This is a genomic window from uncultured Bacteroides sp. (assembly GCF_902472605.1).
Lineage (GTDB): Bacteria > Bacteroidota > Bacteroidia > Bacteroidales > Bacteroidaceae > Phocaeicola.
Genome location: NZ_CABROP010000025.1, coordinates 1 through 21,389 on the forward strand (window position 1 = coordinate 1; position 21,389 = coordinate 21,389).

The 21,389-nt window shown below is 44.2% G+C and carries 19 protein-coding genes; 6 read left to right on the forward strand and 13 right to left on the reverse strand.

Features of this window, described 5'->3' with window-relative positions; genetic code table 11:
• Positions 1–78: 78 nt before the first annotated feature.
• Together panD and panC are read right to left on the reverse strand one after the other, a co-directional pair.
• Positions 79–429, reverse strand: coding sequence for an aspartate 1-decarboxylase (panD, locus tag RDP42_RS07375; protein ID WP_204476771.1), 351 nt, complete (start codon positions 427–429; stop codon positions 79–81).
• A 6-nt stretch (positions 430–435) separates the two neighbouring features.
• Positions 436–1,281 (reverse strand): pantoate--beta-alanine ligase, encoded by an 846-nt coding sequence (panC, locus tag RDP42_RS07380; RefSeq protein ID WP_308763174.1) that lies wholly within the window; start codon positions 1,279–1,281, stop codon positions 436–438.
• Between the two features lie 255 nt (positions 1,282–1,536).
• Here panC and RDP42_RS07385 point away from each other — a divergent pair, with 255 nt between their 5' ends.
• Both RDP42_RS07385 and RDP42_RS07390 read left to right on the forward strand, forming a co-directional pair.
• Positions 1,537–2,355, forward strand: a complete 819-nt coding sequence (locus tag RDP42_RS07385; protein ID WP_303916322.1) for a glycogen/starch synthase — start codon at positions 1,537–1,539, stop codon at positions 2,353–2,355.
• A gap of 25 nt (positions 2,356–2,380) precedes the next feature.
• Positions 2,381–3,835: a DUF4270 domain-containing protein gene (locus tag RDP42_RS07390; RefSeq protein ID WP_308763175.1), complete on the forward strand. Its 1,455-nt coding sequence runs from the start codon at positions 2,381–2,383 to the stop codon at positions 3,833–3,835.
• An 86-nt stretch (positions 3,836–3,921) separates the two neighbouring features.
• On the opposite strand, the gene RDP42_RS07395 is transcribed toward RDP42_RS07390, so the two are convergent.
• The 11 genes from RDP42_RS07395 to RDP42_RS07445 all read right to left on the reverse strand — a co-directional run bounded on the left by RDP42_RS07395 (position 3,922) and on the right by RDP42_RS07445 (position 16,981).
• On the reverse strand, positions 3,922–5,307 hold the full coding sequence (locus RDP42_RS07395) for an alpha-amylase (protein WP_308763176.1): 1,386 nt from the start codon (positions 5,305–5,307) through the stop codon (positions 3,922–3,924).
• Between the two features lie 14 nt (positions 5,308–5,321).
• Positions 5,322–6,593 (reverse strand): glycosyltransferase family 4 protein, encoded by a 1,272-nt coding sequence (locus RDP42_RS07400; RefSeq protein WP_308763177.1) that lies wholly within the window; start codon positions 6,591–6,593, stop codon positions 5,322–5,324.
• A 17-nt stretch (positions 6,594–6,610) separates the two neighbouring features.
• Entirely contained in the window at positions 6,611–8,548 is a 1,938-nt protein-coding gene (locus RDP42_RS07405) for a glycogen debranching enzyme N-terminal domain-containing protein (RefSeq protein WP_308763178.1), read from the reverse strand.
• Between the two features lie 262 nt (positions 8,549–8,810).
• Complete coding sequence (serS, locus tag RDP42_RS07410; RefSeq protein ID WP_308763179.1) at positions 8,811–10,085, reverse strand: serine--tRNA ligase; 1,275 nt, start codon at positions 10,083–10,085, stop codon at positions 8,811–8,813.
• Between the two features lie 101 nt (positions 10,086–10,186).
• Positions 10,187–11,296: an OprO/OprP family phosphate-selective porin gene (locus RDP42_RS07415; protein WP_374046938.1), complete on the reverse strand. Its 1,110-nt coding sequence runs from the start codon at positions 11,294–11,296 to the stop codon at positions 10,187–10,189.
• 106 nt (positions 11,297–11,402) lie between these two features.
• A complete protein-coding gene (gene kdsA / locus RDP42_RS07420) occupies positions 11,403–12,206 on the reverse strand; it encodes a 3-deoxy-8-phosphooctulonate synthase (protein WP_308763181.1) in 804 nt (267 codons plus the stop codon).
• 2 nt (positions 12,207–12,208) lie between these two features.
• Positions 12,209–13,141, reverse strand: coding sequence for a diacylglycerol kinase family protein (locus tag RDP42_RS07425; RefSeq protein ID WP_204474950.1), 933 nt, complete (start codon positions 13,139–13,141; stop codon positions 12,209–12,211).
• 5 nt (positions 13,142–13,146) lie between these two features.
• A complete protein-coding gene (gene miaA / locus RDP42_RS07430; protein WP_308763199.1) occupies positions 13,147–14,058 on the reverse strand; it encodes a tRNA (adenosine(37)-N6)-dimethylallyltransferase MiaA in 912 nt (303 codons plus the stop codon).
• A 121-nt stretch (positions 14,059–14,179) separates the two neighbouring features.
• Complete coding sequence (gene gap, locus RDP42_RS07435; protein WP_072543158.1) at positions 14,180–15,190, reverse strand: type I glyceraldehyde-3-phosphate dehydrogenase; 1,011 nt, start codon at positions 15,188–15,190, stop codon at positions 14,180–14,182.
• A gap of 241 nt (positions 15,191–15,431) precedes the next feature.
• A complete protein-coding gene (locus tag RDP42_RS07440; RefSeq protein WP_308763182.1) occupies positions 15,432–16,385 on the reverse strand; it encodes a PCMD domain-containing protein in 954 nt (317 codons plus the stop codon).
• 107 nt (positions 16,386–16,492) lie between these two features.
• Entirely contained in the window at positions 16,493–16,981 is a 489-nt protein-coding gene (locus RDP42_RS07445; RefSeq protein WP_303916821.1) for an SPOR domain-containing protein, read from the reverse strand.
• Between the two features lie 192 nt (positions 16,982–17,173).
• On the opposite strand from RDP42_RS07445, the gene RDP42_RS07450 reads away from it, so the two are divergent.
• The 4 genes from RDP42_RS07450 (at position 17,174) to RDP42_RS07465 (ending at position 21,354) form a co-directional block, all read left to right on the forward strand.
• On the forward strand, positions 17,174–17,377 hold the full coding sequence (locus tag RDP42_RS07450) for a YtxH domain-containing protein (RefSeq protein ID WP_072543161.1): 204 nt from the start codon (positions 17,174–17,176) through the stop codon (positions 17,375–17,377).
• Positions 17,378–17,451: 74 nt separating this feature from the next.
• Entirely contained in the window at positions 17,452–17,820 is a 369-nt protein-coding gene (locus RDP42_RS07455) for a phage holin family protein (protein WP_308763183.1), read from the forward strand.
• Between the two features lie 4 nt (positions 17,821–17,824).
• Entirely contained in the window at positions 17,825–18,085 is a 261-nt protein-coding gene (locus tag RDP42_RS07460) for a hypothetical protein (RefSeq protein ID WP_308763184.1), read from the forward strand.
• Positions 18,086–18,093: 8 nt separating this feature from the next.
• The gene (locus tag RDP42_RS07465; protein ID WP_308763185.1) at positions 18,094–21,354 is read left to right on the forward strand and encodes a S41 family peptidase; all 3,261 of its coding nucleotides are present in this window, start codon (positions 18,094–18,096) and stop codon (positions 21,352–21,354) included.
• The last annotated feature ends 35 nt before the right edge of the window (positions 21,355–21,389 follow it).

Consider the following 21,389-nt stretch of genomic DNA (forward strand, 5'->3'; position numbering starts at 1 on the left):
CAGACACAAAAAAGGCCATCTCAAATTATATTTCAATTTGAGACAGCCTCTTTTTTCATTCAATATCTCTTCAAAAGATTACAGAAGACGGTTGGTGGCCGTATCCGGGAATACCACGGTCGGCTTGAAATGCTTGGCCTCCTCAAAGTCCATGAGGGCATACGACATGATAATCACCACGTCGCCCACCTGTACCTTGCGGGCTGCTGCCCCGTTCAGACAAATGCATCCGGTGCCGCGTTCGCCTTTTATGATATAGGTTTCAAAACGCTCACCGTTGTTGTTGTCTACAATCTGTACTTTCTCTCCGGCAATCAGGTTGGCCGCATCCATCAAATCTTCATCAATCGTAATGCTGCCCATGTAATTCAGGTTTGCTTCTGTCACCGTTACGCAATGAAGTTTCGACTTCAACACTTCAATCATCATCATCCGTTATCCTTTATATTTAATGTTATCAATCAGACGTACATCGCCACAATAAGCAGCCATGCAACCTACAATATAATTGCTTTCATCCCATGCTTTCACCGGCTGCAGGGTATTTCCGTCTACAATCTCGAAATATTCCAGTTCCAAACCCGGAGCCCGACGGATACACTCTTCCACGTACTCCTTGGTTTCACGCAAGATGCGTGACCGGCCGAAATCCACGCTGGCAAACAAGGCTCTCGAAATCTGCAAGGCTTCTTTCCGTTGTTCCGGAGTGAGTCGGGCATTGCGGCTGCTCAAGGCCAAGCCGTCTTCCTCGCGTACAATCGGACAACCCACAATCTGGATGTTGAAAGGATACTTCCGCACCATCTCACGGATGATGGCCAGTTGCTGGAAATCCTTCTCACCAAAGTAAGCACGGTCAGGTTCTACCATCAAGAACAGCTTGCTCACAATTTGGCAAACGCCATTGAAATGTCCCGGACGAAACTTTCCTTCCATTACGGTATCCAACGGCGGATAACTGAACTGACGGGTATCCGGTTCCGGATAGATTTCCTCTACAGAAGGGGCAAAAGCCAATGTCGCTCCACAAGACTCCAGCAAAGCGCAATCTGCTTCCAGCGTACGCGGATACTTCAGAAGGTCATTCTGATCGTTAAACTGCGTAGGGTTTACAAAATCGCTGACTACTACTACATCATTCTCAGCCACGGCACGTTTCACCAGTGAAGCGTGACCCGCATGCAAAGCTCCCATCGTCGGAACCAGTCCGATGGTCTTTCCTTCTTTGCGGAAAGCCTCCAGTTCGGTGCGAAGCTCACTGATAGTTTGAATTAACTTCATCTTCTTCCTGTTTTTAGTCGTAAATTCAGAAAACGGCTGCAAAGTAACTATTTATTTGCCACAAAAAGAAACGGAAATGAAAAATTCTTTCTTCACCAACCGAATTTACTACAGCTATCCTGTATAACAAACACTTATATAGCCTACTGTTTATCAATACATTAACATACTATAAGGATTTATAAACGCCCGCCCTTTCGCTTCATTGCCTTATTTTTTGTATCTTTGCACTCTGTTAAGAGCAACAATAATACAATGAGCGCGAAAAAAGTTTTATTCATTACACAAGAAATTACTCCTTACGTACCCGAAAGTAACCTGGCACTGATTGGCCAGAAATTACCACAAGCCATACAAGACAAAGGGCGCGAAATCAGAACATTCATGCCTAAATGGGGCATCGTGAACGAACGCAGAAATCAGCTGCATGAAGTAATCCGTCTGTCTGGAATGAATTTAATTATCGACGATACGGATCACCCGCTGATTATCAAGGTGGCATCTATCCAGGCTGCGCGCAGACAAGTGTACTTCATTGATAATGACGACTATTTCCAGCATCGACAGATGACGTGCGACGAAAATGGAAACGACTATGAGGACAATGGTGAACGTGCCATTTTCTATGCCCGTGGCGTACTGGAGACCGTGAAGAAATTACGCTGGTGCCCGGATGTGATTCACTGCCACGGATGGATGAGCGCAATGGTTCCACTCTATATCAAGAAGGCTTATTATGACGAACCTTCTTTCCGCGACTCAAAAGTGATTTATTCTCTTTATCAGGAGGGCTTCAAATCCACTCTCGCTCCCAACTTTGCCGATCAGGCACTCTTCAAGGAAGTGACTCCGGAAGACCTCAGCATGCTGAAATCTCCGGCAAGCTATGAAGACCTCTGCAAACTGGCGGTAGCCTACTCCGACGGAGTGATTCAAAACGATGAGACTGTCAACCAGAATGTCATTGACTACGCACACAGTCTGAACATTCCGGTGCTTGAATACGCTTCAGGCGATGCCTACGCAGATGCGTGTGACGCATTCTACGACAAGGTATTCGATGGGGCTGAATAATATAAATAGATAAAAAAGTACAAAAATGAGACTTAAGTTCTTGGCCGCAATCGCACTTGCAGCCACACTCTACAGCTGTGATGATACCACCACTGGTATCGGTGATTTTGTGGCAGACGCAGATGAAATCACCGCATCGGCCCAAACATTCGAAGCAACTACAAAGACACTGAAATATACAGACCTGAATCCGGATGGCGTATTCTCCCGTACCAGCAATGCATATTTGGGGAAATTTACAGACCCGGACTTTGGAACCTATACCACGGATTTCATCACACAAATCAATTGTACGGAAAATTTTGAATTTCCGGAAACCATGCAGGATATTATATCCACCACGCTGGAGCTTTCTTATTCCAGTTTCTTCGGTGATTCATTGGCTCCCATGCGAGTAAGAGTGGATTTGCTGAATCAGGCGATTGATGATACGGGCGAGGACTTGGGGCTATATTATACCTCCTATAATCCAGAGAATTTCTACAACAAAAACGAAGAGGCATTGGCCGAACAGGATTATGCCGTTCGTGACAACTCTTGGACAGAAGAGGAAATCGACTCCATCAAAAGTGCCAATGGATATTATCCTCCCTTGGTAATCGACTTGGACAAAGCCAAAAAAGCAAAAGGAGAAGAAACTTTCAGTACCTACTTGAAAAGAAAATACAACGAAGACAAAAATAACTTCAAAGATTCCTACTCATTCATTCACAACGTATTGCCAGGATTCTATGTACACAATACAAGTGGAGAGGGCTCGATTCTATACATCGGAGCTATCTGGTTGCGCATGAAAGTGAGCTACCTGATGGAAAGTTCATCTGGAAAAGTGGATTCTTTGGTCTACACTTCTATCCCATTTGCAGCAACCAATGAGGTATATATGTCTACGCGTCTGAGTAACTCTGGAGACAACTTGGAAAGACTGGCGGCTGAAACGCACAACACGTATCTGAAAACGCCTGCCGGACTTTGCACGGAAGTGAAACTCCCGCTGAAAGAAATGTATGAAGCCCTTGGCAATGATACACTGAACTCTGTATCCATGTCATTTACCAAATACAAAAATGTCAGCGAAACCTCTGCAAGCAGTCCTTACAAGATGGGAACACCACAGAATTTGTTGCTTATCCGGAAGAGTGAGGTAAAAGATTTCTTTGAACAGAAGCAAAATTACGACAGCAAGACGTCTTTCCTTGGCACTTACAGCAGTACCACAAATTCTTATTCCTTCTCACAAGTAAACCGTTTGATCAGTCAGATATTCAGCGACATGAGAACCAAAGAAGAACCTGCTGAAGGATGGGATGAATATAATACGCTGGTATTGATTCCGGTGAAAACAGAAACAGACTCACAGGGAAATACAATCGGGCTTTCGCACGATTTGGAGGTGAACTCAGCCAAGTTAGTAGGAGGTGAAGACGGTGAAAAGATAAAAATGGAAGTTATCTATACCAAACCAAGATTCAATAAATAAACAATGCATTTATTTAATTCTATAGCATAAAAAAAATCCTGGAATCGATTGATTCCAGGATTTTTTTGTCCCGATACTTCGGAGATTTATGCTTTCTTTGAAGTAGTCTTCTTAGCCGTAGAAGAAGCAGCCTTCTTGGCTGGAGCTTTCTTTGCGGGAGCCTTTTCCGCTTTCTGTTCTTTCTCCTTCAGCTCTTCCTGCAAATGTTTCACTTCATCGTTCAACTGTACCAGTTCTTCTTCCTGGTTGCGGATAGTGGTCAACAAAGAGTTCAATTCTTCATCTTCCATATCTACCGGATACAAAGCATTGACACGTCCGATAAAGTCACCTAAGATATTCATGTAATTGGTGAACGCATCATACGGCGAATCGTAAATACCACGGTCCAAAGACACGCCCATCTGTTTGGTGGTCATGAAACGGAAATTGTTGCTGGCCTGCAGGTAATCCCAGTCTTGCTTGATTCTGCGGTCTGAACACAAATATACACGTTCTGCCACACTGTAAAGTTTATTGAATGCCTCACGTTGCATCACGTTACCCAACCACGGGCTGATATCTCTTTCTTCATCGGTCCAAGACATCGGATAAGGTACATCGAGCATATCTACTGACTTCAGCTTAGAAACAATCTCAGAAGGTGTAGAGAATGTGATGCCTTTCTGACGGGCACATTCAGGCAACGCTTTCAAGAATTCCAATATATTGGATGACAACGGCTGGTAAATACCCAGTGCTGAAAGCTCCATAAAGATATTGATAATCTGCTCGTTCTCTGGCAAAGAAGCAATCCAACCGATGTATGTATCGGCAAACAACGGATATTCGCTCCATTCAGTATTAGAGAAACGCAAGCCGATATCGTCTGACAGCTTATAGTCACGCAGCAACAATTTCAGATTCGGGTTCTCGGCACAATGATACAAATAGTGCGGACTCTTCCATCCCAATACATGCTTTGCACCTTCTGCCAGCATTCCCTTGAAGCCCATATCAGCTACGATACCTCCAATTTCATTATCATAAATCAAGCTGGAATTACGGAATACCTTGGGCTCCTGACCGAAATAATCTTTAATCTTCACCCGCATACGTTCCACCTCTTCACGGAAGCAGGTTTCATTCTTCAACGAAGACAAACCGTGTGAATAAGGCTCGCAGAGGAATTCGCAACAACCGGTTGCATTCAGCTCATGCAACAGTTCAATCACTGCCGGAGCATGAATTTCCAACTGTTCCAAAGCCACTCCAGAGATGGACAATGCAACTTTAAACGCTCCATTTGAAGATTTAGCCATTTCAATCAAGGTTTTCAATGCCGGAATATAAGAGCGTTCAGCCACTTCATTCATACCCTGTTCGTTGGCATAATCGTCGTAATAATAATGTTCAGAACCGATTTCAAAGAAACGATAGCGTTTCAGATGGATAATCTGGTGTATTTCAAAGTAAAGACAAATTGTTTTCATATTGTATTGCTGTTTTATTTACCATAATTTTTTAAGACTTGCTCATAAAGTCCACGAATCTTTACGCCGACCTTTTCCCATACGATTCCGTCCACTTCTTTCTTCCCTTCGTCACGGAGATATTCATACAATGACTGGTTCGTACAAATAGAATGGATAGCATCTGCCATGGCGTGTATATCCCAATAATCGGTCTTTATACACTTGGAAAGAATCTCCGCACATCCTGACTGTTTGGAAATAATCGTCGGCACGCTACACTGCATGGCCTCCAAAGGTGAAATACCAAACGGTTCAGAGACTGAAGGCATAATGTATACGTCGCTCATTTTCAAGACTTCATATACTTGCTTTCCTTTCATGAATCCCGGGAAATGGAACCGGTCGGCAATGCCTCTTTCGGCCGCCAGACGGATCATCGCATTCATCATATCTCCACTTCCAGCCATTACGAAACGCACATTACGGGCACGCTTCAATACCATGGCTGCTGCTTCTACGAAGTATTCCGGTCCCTTCTGCATTGTAATACGTCCCAGGAACGTCACAATCTTCTCTTTCGGATTCTTCTTGACCTGAATATCCTGAATCTCCTTGGAAAGCGGAGATACGGCATTGTGCACGGTAAATACTTTACGGGGATCCTGATAATACTTGTTGATTACGGTCTGACGGGTAAGCTCACTCACACACATAATGCAATCCGCATGATCCATACCGTTCTTTTCAATGGAATAAACCGTAGGATTGACATTTCCTCTACTACGGTCAAAATCCGTGGCATGTACGTGGATTACCAATGGTTTTCCGGAAACCTGCTTTGCATGGATACCTGCCGGATAAGTCAGCCAGTCGTGTGAATGGATAATATCAAACTGCTGCTGACGGGCCACTACTCCTGCCACGATTGAATAATTATTGATTTCTTCATGCAGATTGTCCGGATATCTTCCTGAGAACTCCAGACAGCCCAAATCGTTGGTGTGCATATAATTGAAATCCGCATAGATATGATCACGCAAATCATAATAAAGCTGCGGATCCATGTAGCTTCCTACTCTGTCTTTCACATAATCCCACTGCACGTCACGCCATACAATGGGCACGCTGTTCATTCCTATAATACGCAAGAAACTCTGGTCTTCATCCCCCCAAGGTTTCGGGATACAGAAAGTAATTTCCATATCCTCCTGCTGGGCAAGTCCATGAGTCAGTCCATAACTGGCTGTACCTAATCCTCCTAAGATATGAGGAGGAAATTCCCAACCAAACATCAAAACTTTCATACAAACTCCTCCTCTTCTTATTGATTGTTATATTTCTCCAACAAATTCAATGTACGTAAAATTTCCGCCACATTCATGGCAAATGAAATGGCTCCTCTTCCCTGGAACGGTGGATTTCCATCAAACAATTCCGGAATAGAACCGATGCAGTGACAAGTCATCTGGTCTTCATAACTGATCATCTGACGTTCCGCAAACGAAATGGCGCTCCGCTTGTAAATGCGCAAATAAGCTTCCAAGTAGAATCCTTCCAACCACGGCCATGCAGTTCCCTGATGGTAGGCATAATCACGCTGCAATTGCGGTCCCACATAGTTCGGATTATAACCGCCACTCTTCGGACTCAAAGAACGAAGGCCTTTCGGAGTCAGCAGTTCCTTGGTCACAATGTCAATTACTCCCTTCTTCTGTTTGGAATCAAGCGGAGAATAATCGAATGCAGCGGCAAAAATCATGTTCGGACGCACACTCCAGTCCATCATGTTGCCATCCACATAATCCAGCAGATAGCCATATTCATTCAAGAAAGTCTGGATGAAAGAAGGAGCCGCTTTTTCAGCAAACTGACGCAAATAAGCAGCAAAGCCCTCGTCTCCAGCCAGCAGATCGGCTACGAAACAGAGAGCATTGTACCATAACGCATTGAATTCCACGATATATCCCGTTCGGGCTACTACCGGTCGTCCGTTGACCGTAGAATTCATCCAAGTCACAGCCTTTTCTTTTCCGTTGGTATAAACCAGCCCATTGTCATGCACCGTCAGATTAGGATGCTTACTACCTGCCAGGTATTCCATCACATCTTTCAGCAACTTGCCGTACTTCACTCTTGCCTCATCCCAAGAAACCATCTTGGCATACTGCTGTATGGTCCATACCATCCACAGCAACACGTCCGGATGTTCGATTTCCGTTACTTTCAGATGGCTATCCTTTCCTTCCATAAAGGCATACACCGCTTTTATGGCAGTATCCATAATCATCTCAAACTTACCAACCTCTCCAATGGACAATGTCAGTCCCGGTAAAGAGATGAACATGTCGCGCGCCCGACATTTAAACCAAGGATATCCGGCCAAAATGTAAGATTCACCATCCTGCTTGTTCAGGAACTGATGAGCGGAATTGATCAGACAGTTCTTAAAGTTATCACGTGGAGTACGCTGCTCTACTTCGGCAGCAAACAAAGCATTTAAAGACTGTGTTTCGATAGGGGAAACTCCTCCAGAAAATGTGACTGATTCTCCTTTCTTGATACTTACTTCAAAATAACCTGGAACGTACAGATCTTCATTAAAATCATATCCACGTTCACGTTCCTTTGGATATTCAATTCCTCTGTACCAGTCAGGATGGAAACAAAATTCATTTTCCTTACTCAACTGCATATAAAGTTCCGGATATCCCGGATACATGCAAGTTTTAATTCCATTCTCCACAAGATCGTAATGACGACTGGCCTGCGCATTTTCGTGAGTATACTGACGCACACTTCGGAAAGCCAGATAAGGACGAAGCCGGAGCGTAGTTTCTGAATGTGCATCCATCAACGTGTATCGAATCAAAATACGGTTTTCATGATGCACAAACACTTTTTCCTTCTTCAGCACACATCCCCCGACACGATAAACTGTAGTCGGCACTTTCTCACATTCAAACTCACGGATGTACTTGTGTCCTCTCGGACTGAAATTATCACCTCCATACTTGTGCAGACCTAAATTAAATTCTGCCCCATGCTGGATGACAGTCTCATCCAACGAAGAAAGCAATACATGATTCTCATCATCCAATTCCGGAACCGGTATTACCAACAAGCCATGATACTTGCGAGTATTACAATCCACAATAGTCGAACAATGATAAGCCCCCGAGCGATTTGTACGAAGAATTTCTCTTGTCAGAGTTTCTTCCAGATTTGTCATTATCGTCTTATCAAATCGTAAATAACTCATAGTTGTATATTAAGGTTATAAATTAATATTCGTTCTAAAAAGATGTTATTTATTTCCCCTCAAAATTAATGATTAAAAACTAATAGCAAAACCAAAATCCTTTTTTTTTGGCTTCTAAGGCACATTTTTCCAAAAAATATCATATTAGAGATGACAATTCTTACGCTAAAAAAAAGTCGCCTGACAAATTTCTCTTATTTTATCTTAAAAAGAGATTTGTCAGACGACTAAAAATGGGGATAGGCAAAACGCCCTATGCTCCTTAATCTATGATATCAAATCCGCAGTAAGGTACCAATACTTTCGGGATACGAATACCTTCCGGAGTCTGATTGTTTTCAAGCAATGCAGCTACGATACGCGGCAAAGCCAATGCAGAACCATTCAAAGTGTGGCACAATTCCGTTTTCTTTTCTGCGGTACGATAACGGCATTTCAAACGATTGGCCTGGTAAGTATCAAAGTTAGAAACAGAGCTGACTTCCAACCAACGTTTCTGTGCTTCGGAATAAACTTCAAAATCGAAGCAAAGCGCAGCTGTAAAGCTCATGTCTCCACCACACAGACGAAGAATTCTGTAAGGAAGTTCCAACTTCTTCAACAAACCTTCTACATGATCCAACATTTCCTGATGAGACTGTTTGGAATGTTCCGGCTTATCAATACGTACCAGCTCAATCTTAGAGAACTCGTGCAGACGGTTCAAGCCACGTACATCTTTACCATAAGAACCTGCTTCACGACGGAAACACTGTGTATACGCACAATTCTTGATCGGAAGTTGCTTCTCATCCAAAATCACGTCACGGTAAATATTCGTTACCGGAACTTCGGCCGTAGGAATCAGATACAAATCATCCAGTTCGCAATGATACATCTGAGCTTCCTTGTCAGGCAACTGTCCTGTACCATATCCTGAGGCAGCATTCACTACCGTAGGAGGCATAATTTCTTCATAACCTGCTGCACGAGCTTCATCCAGGAAGAAGTTGATCAATGCACGCTGCAAACGAGCTCCTTTTCCTTTATATACCGGGAAACCGGCTCCTGTAATCTTCACACCCAGGTCAAAATCAATCAAGTCATATTTCTTTGCCAGTTCCCAGTGAGGCAGAGCGTTCTTAGGAAGTTCGGTTTCCATTCCACCCATCTTCTCTACCACATTGTCTTCCGCGCCAAATCCTTCGGGTACACATTCGTAAGGCACATTCGGAATAGTGTAAAGCAAGTTCTGCATATCTTCTGCTGCCTTATCCATCTCGGCCTGCAAGTCTTTGCTGGCTTCCTTGATTTCTGCCACACGTGCTTTGGCAGCCTCAGCTTCTTCTTTCTTGCCTTCTTTCATCAAGGCTCCAATCGCCTTTGAAGTAGAATTTACTTCTGAAAGATTTTTATCTAATTGATTCTGTGCACTACGTCTTTTGTCGTTCAGTTCAAGCACTTTGGCAATTGTTTCTTTTGCATTGGCAAAATGCTTCTTTTCCAATCCACGAATTACCTTGTCGGTATCTTCTGTAATTTGTTTAATGGTAAGCATATCTTTTTACTTTTTAGTATAATCCTCTCTGTTTCGTGCTGCAAAGATATAGTTTTTTATTGGAATACATAAACAGATGTCACGTATAAAATCTGTTCCGTTTAGAAAACAGGAAGGGTGTAAACCAATCCCAATGAAATTCGCTGCTGGTTATAACTTTCAGCTCCCCAGCGCGTGGCTCTTTCCGTGAGATGCACATTCTTATACAGCAAATGCAAATAGCATAATAGTTCACTGTTTTTCAATGGATAGTATTCGGCACAAAGCTGGGCGTTCCACACTCTCCGATAGGTACCGGCATTCACATCACCCGACGACTTGAACACATTTCCCTGCTCATACACTCCTTTCACATAAAGATTCCAATGAGAAGCTACCCGATAGTCCAGGTTAAAAATAGTCGTGAAATAATCCACGTTCGACAAAGTCTTCCCTACTCCATCCTGTACGGTCACTCCGCTAATCAATCCTTTCGAATCGATTCCCTCGCGAGAATACATGAAATCGATGTACCCCAAAAAAGGTTTCTTGTCCCACACATTACCGCAGGTAAAATAAAAGACATTCTTATTTTTGGCCAGCTGCCCATACGACAACGAATAACGGAGCTGCATGGCATGATCCACGAAATATCCGTCCCAGTTCACCGTAGCCAGCAAAGGAATCTTGGTGGCCTCCACTCCTTCTGGCAATCCATACATGAACTGGTCATTGCTGTCTCCATTCCGGTTGTTGGTCACCTGAAAATTAAATTCATGGCTGTCGTTCATCTTATACGCCACATTCAATCCGGCCTGATAGCAAGGTATCGTGTTGTTAAAATCAGAATAATGCCGTACTTTAATGGCATTCACCCAACATTCATACCCACTGAACTGCACAGCCTGCTTTCCAGCGGTCAGCTTCCATCTGTCATTCAACTGCCAACCCACCATGGCCAGCTCCACCGAACCCGAAAGATTATCCAACGGAATATTGGGAGTAGTGTACTGATTCAATGATTGCCGAAAATGATAGGTAAACTTCTCATGAAAACCTCCCAACACCTCCAAACGGATACGATGCACCTTGAAAGCCGTCTCATCCAATTGTCCGTTCTGAAAAGACGCATCCACCGCCGAGCAGAACTGGATATTCATATCGGCCCAGTCCACTTTGCGTTTTCCCTCGGTCAAACGTTCCAGTAACGGTTGTTCCTGAGAAGAAATCATAGGCTCACTTTGTGCGGCTACTTTCAGGGTTAATCCCCAAAGTATCCACAAAGTAACCTTCCATTTAAGTCCACACTTCACACCTAAGAATTGTTTCATCGGCAACTCACAGACTTTGACGAATACGTACCAGTTTGACAAGCAAGTCTTCCAGCAAATCCAGTTTCAGCATATTAGCCCCGTCACTCTTCGCTTTGGAAGGATCTTCATGCGTTTCCATAAACAGACCATCCACGCCGACTGCCACACCAGCCTTAGCCATCGTTTCAATCAGCTGCGGCATACCTCCGGTTACTCCTGAAGCCTGGTTAGGCTGCTGCAAAGAATGGGTCACATCCAAAATTACCGGATGTCCGAAAGACTGCATTTTCGGAATCCCCCTATAATCCACAATCAGATCCTGATAACCAAAGGTCGTACCACGCTCCGTCAGCATCACTTGATCGTTTCCGGCTTCCACCACCTTATCTGCGGCAAATCGCATGGCAGCCGGTGAAAGAAACTGTCCTTTCTTGATATTGACCATCTTTCCCGTACGGGCTGCCGCTACCAGCAAATCCGTCTGACGGCAAAGAAAGGCCGGAATCTGCAAAATATCGACATATTCGGCAGCCATTTCAGCTTCGGGAGCTGTATGGATATCCGTCACTACAGGTACATCAAACGTACTCCGCACCTTTGCCAGAATCTTCAAAGCCTTTTCATCGCCAATGCCTGTAAAAGAATCCAAGCGCGAACGGTTCGCCTTCCGGTAAGACCCTTTGAACACATAAGGAATATGCAATTTATCCGTAATCTTCACTACCTTTTCTGCAATACGGAGCGCCATGTCTTCTCCTTCTATCACACACGGTCCAGCCAAGAGGAAAAACATATCCTCCCGCTTCAAATCTGAAATGTTCTTTATCATAATCAATCAGGAATTATCAAAGTTATCGCTTCTGGAGCAATAGTTATCTCAATAGGGAAATGACGGTCCAGCCAAAGACGTCCATCCAGACTGACTTCCGCATTTTGAGCCCGTAATACTTTTACACAACGTGTCCGGTAAGGCTTTACGATTTTATGGTTCAACAAACGTCCCTGTTGCAACATCCACAATCCGGAAATCAATTCACGCAGTTCCGGACGATATACAATCGATACATCCAGCCATCCATTGTAAGGTACTGCACTCGGCGTAAGTCCATAGCCATAAGCGCTACCCACAGCCACCGCCATGATCCGCCCCCGGATATGCTCATCGTTCACCTTCAGATGCATCCGATACAATTTTCTTTCAAATGCCACCAAAAACAAAGAAGCCAGATAAGAAACCAACGGAATACCCCAGAATCTTCGGGTTTCATTGGTAATCCGCACAATCCGTGCCCCCAGTCCCATGTAAACTGCATTCAGGAAATAGCGGGTCTGATGCTGTTCTCCATCAAAATAAGAAAATACGCCTGTGTCTATTTTCCGCAAGCGGCGGTTAATCAATACATCCACCGCCATCTTGTAATCATCCGAATTCAAGCCCCAGTATTTGGCAAAATCATTGCCAATGCCATTGGGAATGATGCCCAACGCCACTTTCTGCTTGTCTTCTATATCGGAATTCATAATGCCATTCAACGCATCATTGATGGCTCCGTCACCTCCCACCACTACAATGGTCAGGTATCCGTTGTTCACCATCGTTTTTGCCAGGCGCTCTACAGACCCAAATCCCTCCGACTGCACATAGTCATATTTCACCTTACACTCGTCCATGTAAGCGCGAATATTCCGCCAGCGTTTCTGCGCTTTGCGACTTCCGGCTTTAGGGTTGTAAATGACCCCCCATCTGTCTGGTTCTACTGCCATATCGGTTAATTTATCAAGTCTACAATTAGTTTCACATTCTCCTCTATCGGCGATTCCGCATTGATCCAATGAATCTGGAATCCCCTCCTTTCCATACCCCTGAACCAGGTCATCTGCCGTTTGGCAAACTGATGGATGGCGATTTCAAGCTGATGGAACATCTCCTCGTACGAAAGTTTTCCAATCGCATACAAAGTCAGGTATTTATATTCCAGTCCATAATAAATCAAGTCATCCGGATGAATACCCTCTGCCAGCAAGGATTTCACTTCATCCACCATCCCTTCTTCCAGTCGCTTTTTCAACCGGCGGGTTATTTTTTCTCTCCGTAGTTCCCGGTTAATGTCTACACCAATAATCAGACTGTGTATCTCCGGAAACGAACGAGCGTTGACATCCTGAGTCAAATAAAATTCTTCGATTTCAATGGCACGAATCGCCCGTTTCACCGTATCCACGTCGGTGGAATTGTGCAATTTCTTATAATGGCTTAGTATCTCTGTCAGTTCCGCCAGAGATTTGGAAGACAATCGCTCCCGCAACTCTTTATTTTCAGGTACAGGCAGCAAACGGTAACCTTTCAAGATAGACTCCAGGTACATGCCTGTTCCTCCACACAAGATAGGAAGAAGCCCTCTGGACCTCATGTCTTCATACGCAGCCAGGAAATCCCGCTGATATTCAAAGACATTATACTTATATCCCGGATCCACTATGTCAATCAGATGATAAGGAACTTGGTAACCATCTACCACATAATCCGACAAATCTTTTCCTGTTCCCAAATCCATTTTACGATACACCTGCCGGCTGTCGCCGCTGATAATTTCTGTTTTCAGACGAGCTGCCAATGCGGCCGCCAAAGAAGTTTTGCCGGAAGCCGTAGGACCCAGTATCGTAATCAAATCATACTTCATAAGAGCCAAATTGAGGAGTTCGGCAGCAAAGATAACCTTTTTCTGCACATCAAGCATGATTATGAGCAAAAAAAAGCCGCCAGGAAAATCCTGACGGCTTTCGCTATATGGTTTAAACTAATTAGCAGTTTACAGAAGCCATGTGAGCGATCAAATCCAATACTTTGTTAGAGTAACCGATTTCGTTGTCATACCAAGAAACAACTTTAACGAAAGTATCAGTCAAAGCAATACCAGCTTTAGCATCGAAGATAGAAGTGTGAGTGTCACCCAAGAAGTCAGAAGAAACAACTGCATCTTCAGTGTAACCCAGGATACCCTTCAATTCGCCTTCAGAAGCTTCCTTCATAGCAGCGCAGATTTCAGCATAAGTAGCCGGTTTAGCCAAGTTAACTGTCAAGTCAACTACAGATACATCCAAAGTCGGAACACGCATAGACATACCAGTCAGTTTACCGTTCAAAGCCGGGATAACTTTACCTACAGCCTTAGCAGCACCAGTTGAAGACGGGATGATGTTACCAGAAGCAGCACGACCACCTCTCCAGTCTTTCATAGAAGGACCGTCAACAGTTTTCTGAGTAGCAGTAGTTGAGTGAACTGTAGTCATCAAACCATCAGTGATACCCCATTTGTCGTTCAAAACCTTAGCGATAGGAGCCAAGCAGTTAGTAGTACAAGAAGCGTTAGAAACGAACTGAGTACCTTTAACGTAAGTCTTTTCGTTAACACCGCAAACGAACATCGGAGTGTCATCCTTAGAAGGAGCTGACATTACAACATATTTAGCACCTGCCTGAATGTGAGCCTGAGCTTTTTCTTTAGTCAGGAACAAACCAGTTGATTCAACAACGTATTCAGCGCCAACTGCATCCCATTTCAAATCAGCAGGATTCTTTTCAGCAGTTACACGGATTTCTTTACCGTTAACGATCAATTTGCTGTTTTCAACGTCTGCTTCGATAGTACCGTTGAATTTACCGTGCATAGTATCATATTTCAACATGTATGCCAAGTAATCAACCGGGCACAAGTCGTTAATACCTACGATCTGAATATCGTTTCTGTTCTGAGCTGCACGGAATACGAAACGGCCGATACGACCGAAACCGTTAATACCTACTTTAATCATTTTGTTTAAAATTTAAAGGTTTTATAATTGCTTTATAAACACTCACTCTGTCTGTAACCAAAGAGAAGTATTAAAATGTCATCCCTTTCTCCTCGATTGCGATGCAAAAATAAGTATTTCTTTTTAAAGTCAATCAAGAATAGGAGAAAAAATAATTAAAAAAAACCGGCTTTTACACCTTATTTATATATAGGGCCTTATTTTATCTGATTTTTACTTCTCAAAAACGTAATTTGCAATCTCAATATACCAAATTGACATTATCAATCCATAACTTATTTCCAGGCGACCCGATAAAGGCACCTCCCATACTGGACGTAAACTGAAGAATCAGATGAGTAGGATGTTCATTTTCTCCAGCCCAACCCACTTCCTTAATCAGCTTGCTTTCTCCTTTACTATTTCGAGCATAATATCCACCTGTACCCAGTTGCATCAAATCTGCCACATAACGTTTGTCATGCGTAATATCTCCATACATAATTTCATACGTAGCTCCATTATGCCATCCCTGAGTCTTATTATATTTCACAGCCACCGTTCCCACTCGTTTAGCAATGATATTCCCTTCCGCATCTTCCGTACGTTTCTGTAAAAGGCACACCATAATGGCGCAATCCTGCCCTGGAATGGTTGCCTTCTTGCTGAAACCTGTCTGACGGATACGATTGGGTTCACCCGACATCTGCACTTTATAGTCATAACGGATGGCTTTAGGACGTGAAGTAAAAGGAAGGCCCGAATTCAAAGCTTTCTCTCCATCCTTAGTACCGGTAATAGGCTCTTTCATATCTCCAAGAAACATTGATCCAGAAGCCAATACCGTAATATTTACCAAGCCCAGCACCTTCACACTTTCAATATGGGTTTCCAAACGGGCACAATAGCCGTTACCTCTCTTTTCAGGATATACGCTGGTATTGGTCTTTACGATTCCCATCACTTTGGCCATCACATTGGAGTTTCCCCATGGAGACCCGCCCTGATTCACATACGCCACATTTCCATCTATTTCCTTTGTCGGTCCCAGTTCATACAACAATTTTGTATTTCCCCCGATAATTCCTGATTCGTGAATCTTACGGGTTACCCACTGGTCCATATCGCCATATTTAATGGGAACAACCTTTTCCTGCGCATGCATTGCCAAAGGCATGCCAAGCAGGCACACACCAATAATCCTATATAACTTCATAAATGCTAATTATTTTCAGGCGGCAAATATACAAAAAAAAGCGACCGTGTAAAAACAGTCGCTTTCAATCCACCTATATGGACCAATAAATCTTATTTTATGTCAAATTAATAGACACGATACAACAACCAAGAGCCTTGGAAATCCTCACGATTCGGATATTTGGCCTTGAATGCGTCTCTTGCCCGAGCTGCTTCATCTCTGGTATCGAATGATTCTACTACCACACGGTACATATTACGTTCCGCATTATATACCACTTTGGCATTATATCCGTCACCATCGAGTTTAGACTTCAGCCCATCTGCATTGGCTTTTACTCCAAAGCTACCACAAACTACGCTGTAGGCTTTCAATCCATCGCCAGAAACGAGTTCTACTTTTTCTTCTCGTACTGGAGCTGTAGAAACTACGGGAGCCGGTGCTGCTTCCACTGCAGGAGCTTCTGCCGGAGCCTCTGTGGCAGCTGATGCTTCTGCCAATTCTTGCTGTTTAGCCTTTTCATAAGCTTTCTTGTAAGCACTTTCACTTGATTTACAAGAAGAGAACGCCAATGCAGTGCACAATGCCATTCCCATTACAACTACTTTCTTCATGTTATCTATACAAAATTAGATGAATATTCAGTTTAACTGTTGCAAAGGTAACAATATAAAATCTGCCTGACTATTAAAATCAGTTAATTATGCTCTTTACCTTACATAGATATGCATTTTTCAATAAAAAAAGAACAACATATCAGGATTATTATTAGATTTGTAAAGTAATAACTTTAAAAAAGCAGATTTATGAAAGCATTAAGTATCGTAGCAGCATTCTTGGGTGGTGTAACTTTAGGAGCTGCAGCAGGCATTTTGTTTGCTCCGGAAAAAGGCGAAGAAACCCGTAGAAAAATCGCAGAAGTTCTTCGCAAGAAAGGCATTCGACTGAATCGTGCTGAAATGGAAGATTTGGTCGATCAGATTGCAGCAGAAGTAAAAGACGCTGAATAATTTGTCGTAAGTATAAAGCAGGCTTTTCCGAGGGAAAAGTCTGCTTTTATTTTTTCATCAAAGAATAACTGCTTATGTTCGCAAACGATAAAAGCATTGACAACCTGGAGGCCCTTTTCAAAGAAGTCAAAAAATACATTGAACTCCAAGGACAGTACATAAAACTGGATTTAGTAGAAAAACTGACGATTCTTCTGTCCACCCTTATTCTCATCCTCATACTTATCATACTCGGCATGATGGCGCTTTTCTATTTCTCATTCATGCTGGTCTACGCTTTAGCTCCTCTTGTAGGAAGTCTGATTGGCGGATATGCCATTATCGGAGGAGTCGTGCTCCTTTTGGCTATTCTTATCTACCGAATGCGGAAACAATGGATTTTCCAACCTATGGTACATTTCCTGGCCCGGTTATTTTTAAACGAATCTACCCCAAAAGAATAAAATAATGGACGAAATAAAAACCCCTATCAATTATAGCGTGGAAATGATTTCCAGACTGAGAGCTCAAAAGAAGCAAGAACTCAGGGACTCGAAGGCACGCATACAGCAACTTACTGAAAACTTATTTGCTCCCCAGCAAAGCAAAAACAAGATGGAGAATCTCATGCAGCATGTCAATGCTGGAATTGCTGCCTACGACGGACTCCGGACCGGCATCATGATTTTCCAACGCATTCACCGTTTTTTTAACCGAAAGAAAAAATAAATTCACGAATGAAAACCCAATTGTTGATTACTGCTCTTGCCACATGCACGATGGCCGGAGCGGCAGAAAATCCGTTATGGATGCGCTATTGTGCCATCTCCCCAGATGGAAACACCATCGCATTCTGTTACAAAGGAGACATCTATACCGTAGCCTCTACGGGAGGAAATGCCAAACAGCTGACCACAAACCAGGCTTTTGATACACATCCTATCTGGAGTCCGGACGGACAGCAGATTGCCTTTGCATCTTCCCGCCAAGGCAGCTTGGACATCTACATCGTCTCCAAGGATGGAGGAACTCCCCAAAGACTTACCACTCACTCCGGGAATGAATTACCTGTAACTTTTACAGATGAAGGACATATTTTATTCAGGGCAAGCGTAATGCCAAATGCAACCGACTTGTCTTTCCCCAGTTCCCAGTTTCCGCAAGTGTATGAAGTCAGTACCCAAGGAGGACGCCCCGTTCTGTATTCTTCTTTCCCCATGGAAGATATCAGCGTAGGTAAAGACGGTACAACCCTGCTCTATCACGACCAGAAAGGATATGAAGACCCTTGGCGCAAACATCACACTTCTTCCATTACCCGCGACATTTGGATCAGCAAGGAAGATGCCAATCATAAACGCTCTTACCAGAAACTGACTTCTTTCAACGGAGAAGACCGCAGCCCGGTATGGAGTGCCGACAACCAGTCGTTCTACTACCTGAGTGAAAAAGGAGGTTCGTTCAATGTATTCAAACGCAACTTGGATGGAAGCAACGAAGTACAGCTGACCCACCATACCCAACACCCGGTACGTTTCCTGTCTGCCGCCCAGAACGGTTTGTTATGCTACGGCTACGACGGCGAAATCTATACGGTTAAAGAAGGGCAGTCTCCACAGAAAGTCAACATCCGCATCGTGACAGACCAGACTGAAACGGAACTTGCACACCAAATCAGAACCTCCGGAGCTACGGAAATTGCCGTATCCCCTAACGGAAAAGAAGTGGCCTTCGTGCTTCACGGCGATGTCTTTGTCACATCTACCGACTATAAAACCACCAAGCAAATCACAGATACCCCTGAACAAGAACGTAGCATAGACTTTTCTCCCGATGGAAGAAGCATCGTATATGCTTCTGAACGAAACGGCATCTGGCAGATTTACCAGTCTACCCTTACTGAAAAGGAAGAAAAGCTGTTCACTTATGCCACCGGCATCAAGGAAGAACGGCTCACACAGACACAAGTCACTTCTTTCCAACCCCAATACAGCCCGGACGGAAAGAAAGTTGCCTTTCTTGAAAACCGTACCACTTTACGTGTACTCAACCTGAAAGATAAATCCGTATGTACCGCCATGGACGGAAAATACGAATACTCTTACAGCGACGGTGACCAGTGGTTCCAATGGAGTCCCGACAGCCGCTGGCTACTTTGCGGCTACATCGGCACAGGAGGATGGAACAACAACGACGTAGCACTGGTCAACGCTTCCGGCAACGGCGAAATCCATAACCTGACAGAAAGCGGCTACAACGATTCCAATGCCAAATGGGTACTGGATGGCAAAGCCATGATCTGGGAAAGCGACCGTGCCGGATACAGAAGTCACGGAAGCTGGGGAGCTGAAAGCGATGTCTACATCATGTTCTTCGACCTGGATGCCTACGAACGTTTCCGCTTGAGCAAAGAAGAGCTGGCACTGGTGGAAGAAAAAGAGAAGAAAGATGAAGAAAAGGACAACAAGGACGACAAGAAAAAGGACAAAAAGAAAGACAAATCAGAAAAAGAGGATGAAGTTACTCCTCTGACCTTCGACTTGGAAAATTGTCGTGACCGCGTGATCCGACTGACAGTAAACTCTTCTTTCTTAGGCGATGCCGTACTTTCTCCCAAAGGTGACAAATTGTATTACCAGGCTTCTTTTGAAGATGGAGCCGACCTCTGGGTACACGACTTAAAGGAACAGAAGACCGAACTCCTGCTTAAAGATATCGGATATGGTTCACTGATTTACAACAAAGAAGACAAACAGCTGTTCTTGTGCAGTAACGGAGCCATCAAGAAGATTGACACTGAGAAAAACGACATCAAAAACGTGAATTTCGAAGCCATCTTCAACTACCGTCCGTACAAGGAACGGGAATATATCTTCAACCACATCTGGCAGCAGGTACTCGACAAGTTCTACGTGGCCGACTTACATGGAACCGACTGGAAATTCTACCGCGAAAGTTATGCCCGTTTCTTGCCGCACATCAACAACAACTATGACTTCCAGGAAATGCTGAGTGAACTGCTGGGTGAACTGAACGGCTCCCATACCGGCGCCCGCTATTATGCACCGGGAGCTACCCTGTCAACCGCCTGCCTGGGTGTCTTCTTCGACAACCAGTACGAAGGCGACGGCTTGAAGATTCAGGAAATCATCGCCAAAGGTCCGTTTGCCGTCAAGAAAACCGAGGTCACTCCGGGTTGCATCATTGAAAAAATCGACGGACAAGCCATACTGAAAGGTACTGACTATTTCCCGATGCTGGAAGGAAAAGCCGGAAAGAATGTACAACTCAGTATCTACAACCCAGCCAACGGCAAGCGCTTCCAGGTGAGCATCAAACCCATCAGCATGGGGGCACAGAACGAGCTTCTTTACAAGCGCTGGGTGAAACGGAATGAGCAGATGGTGGAAAAACTTTCCGGAGGACGTATTGCGTATGTACACGTGAAAGGAATGGACAGTCCAAGCTTCCGCACCGTATATAGCGAATTGCTGAGTGACCGGAACCGTAACAAGGAAGCCGTCATCGTGGATACCCGACACAACGGTGGAGGATGGCTTCACGACGACCTGGCCACTTTGCTGAGCGGCAAAGAATACCAGCGCTTCGTGCCACGTGGACAATACATCGGCAGTGATCCGTTCAACAAATGGCTGAAACCTTCCTGCGTCATGGTCTGCGAAGATAACTATAGTAACGCACATGGCTTCCCATGGGTATACAAAGAGCTGAAAATCGGCAAACTGATTGGTGCTCCTGTGCCCGGCACGATGACCGCCGTTTGGTGGGAACGCCAGATAGACCCAACTATCGTGTTCGGTATCCCGCAGGTAGGCTGCATGGATATGCGTGGCCAGTACATGGAAAACCATCTGCTGGAACCCGACATCACCGTATACAACACGCCTGAAAAATCGTTGAACGGCGAAGATGAACAATTGGAGGCAGCCGTAAAAGAAATGCTCAAAGAGGCCGATGCCGTAAAGAATAAAAAATAAAAGGACAACCCTCTAAAAATCAGGCGGGGAAAGAT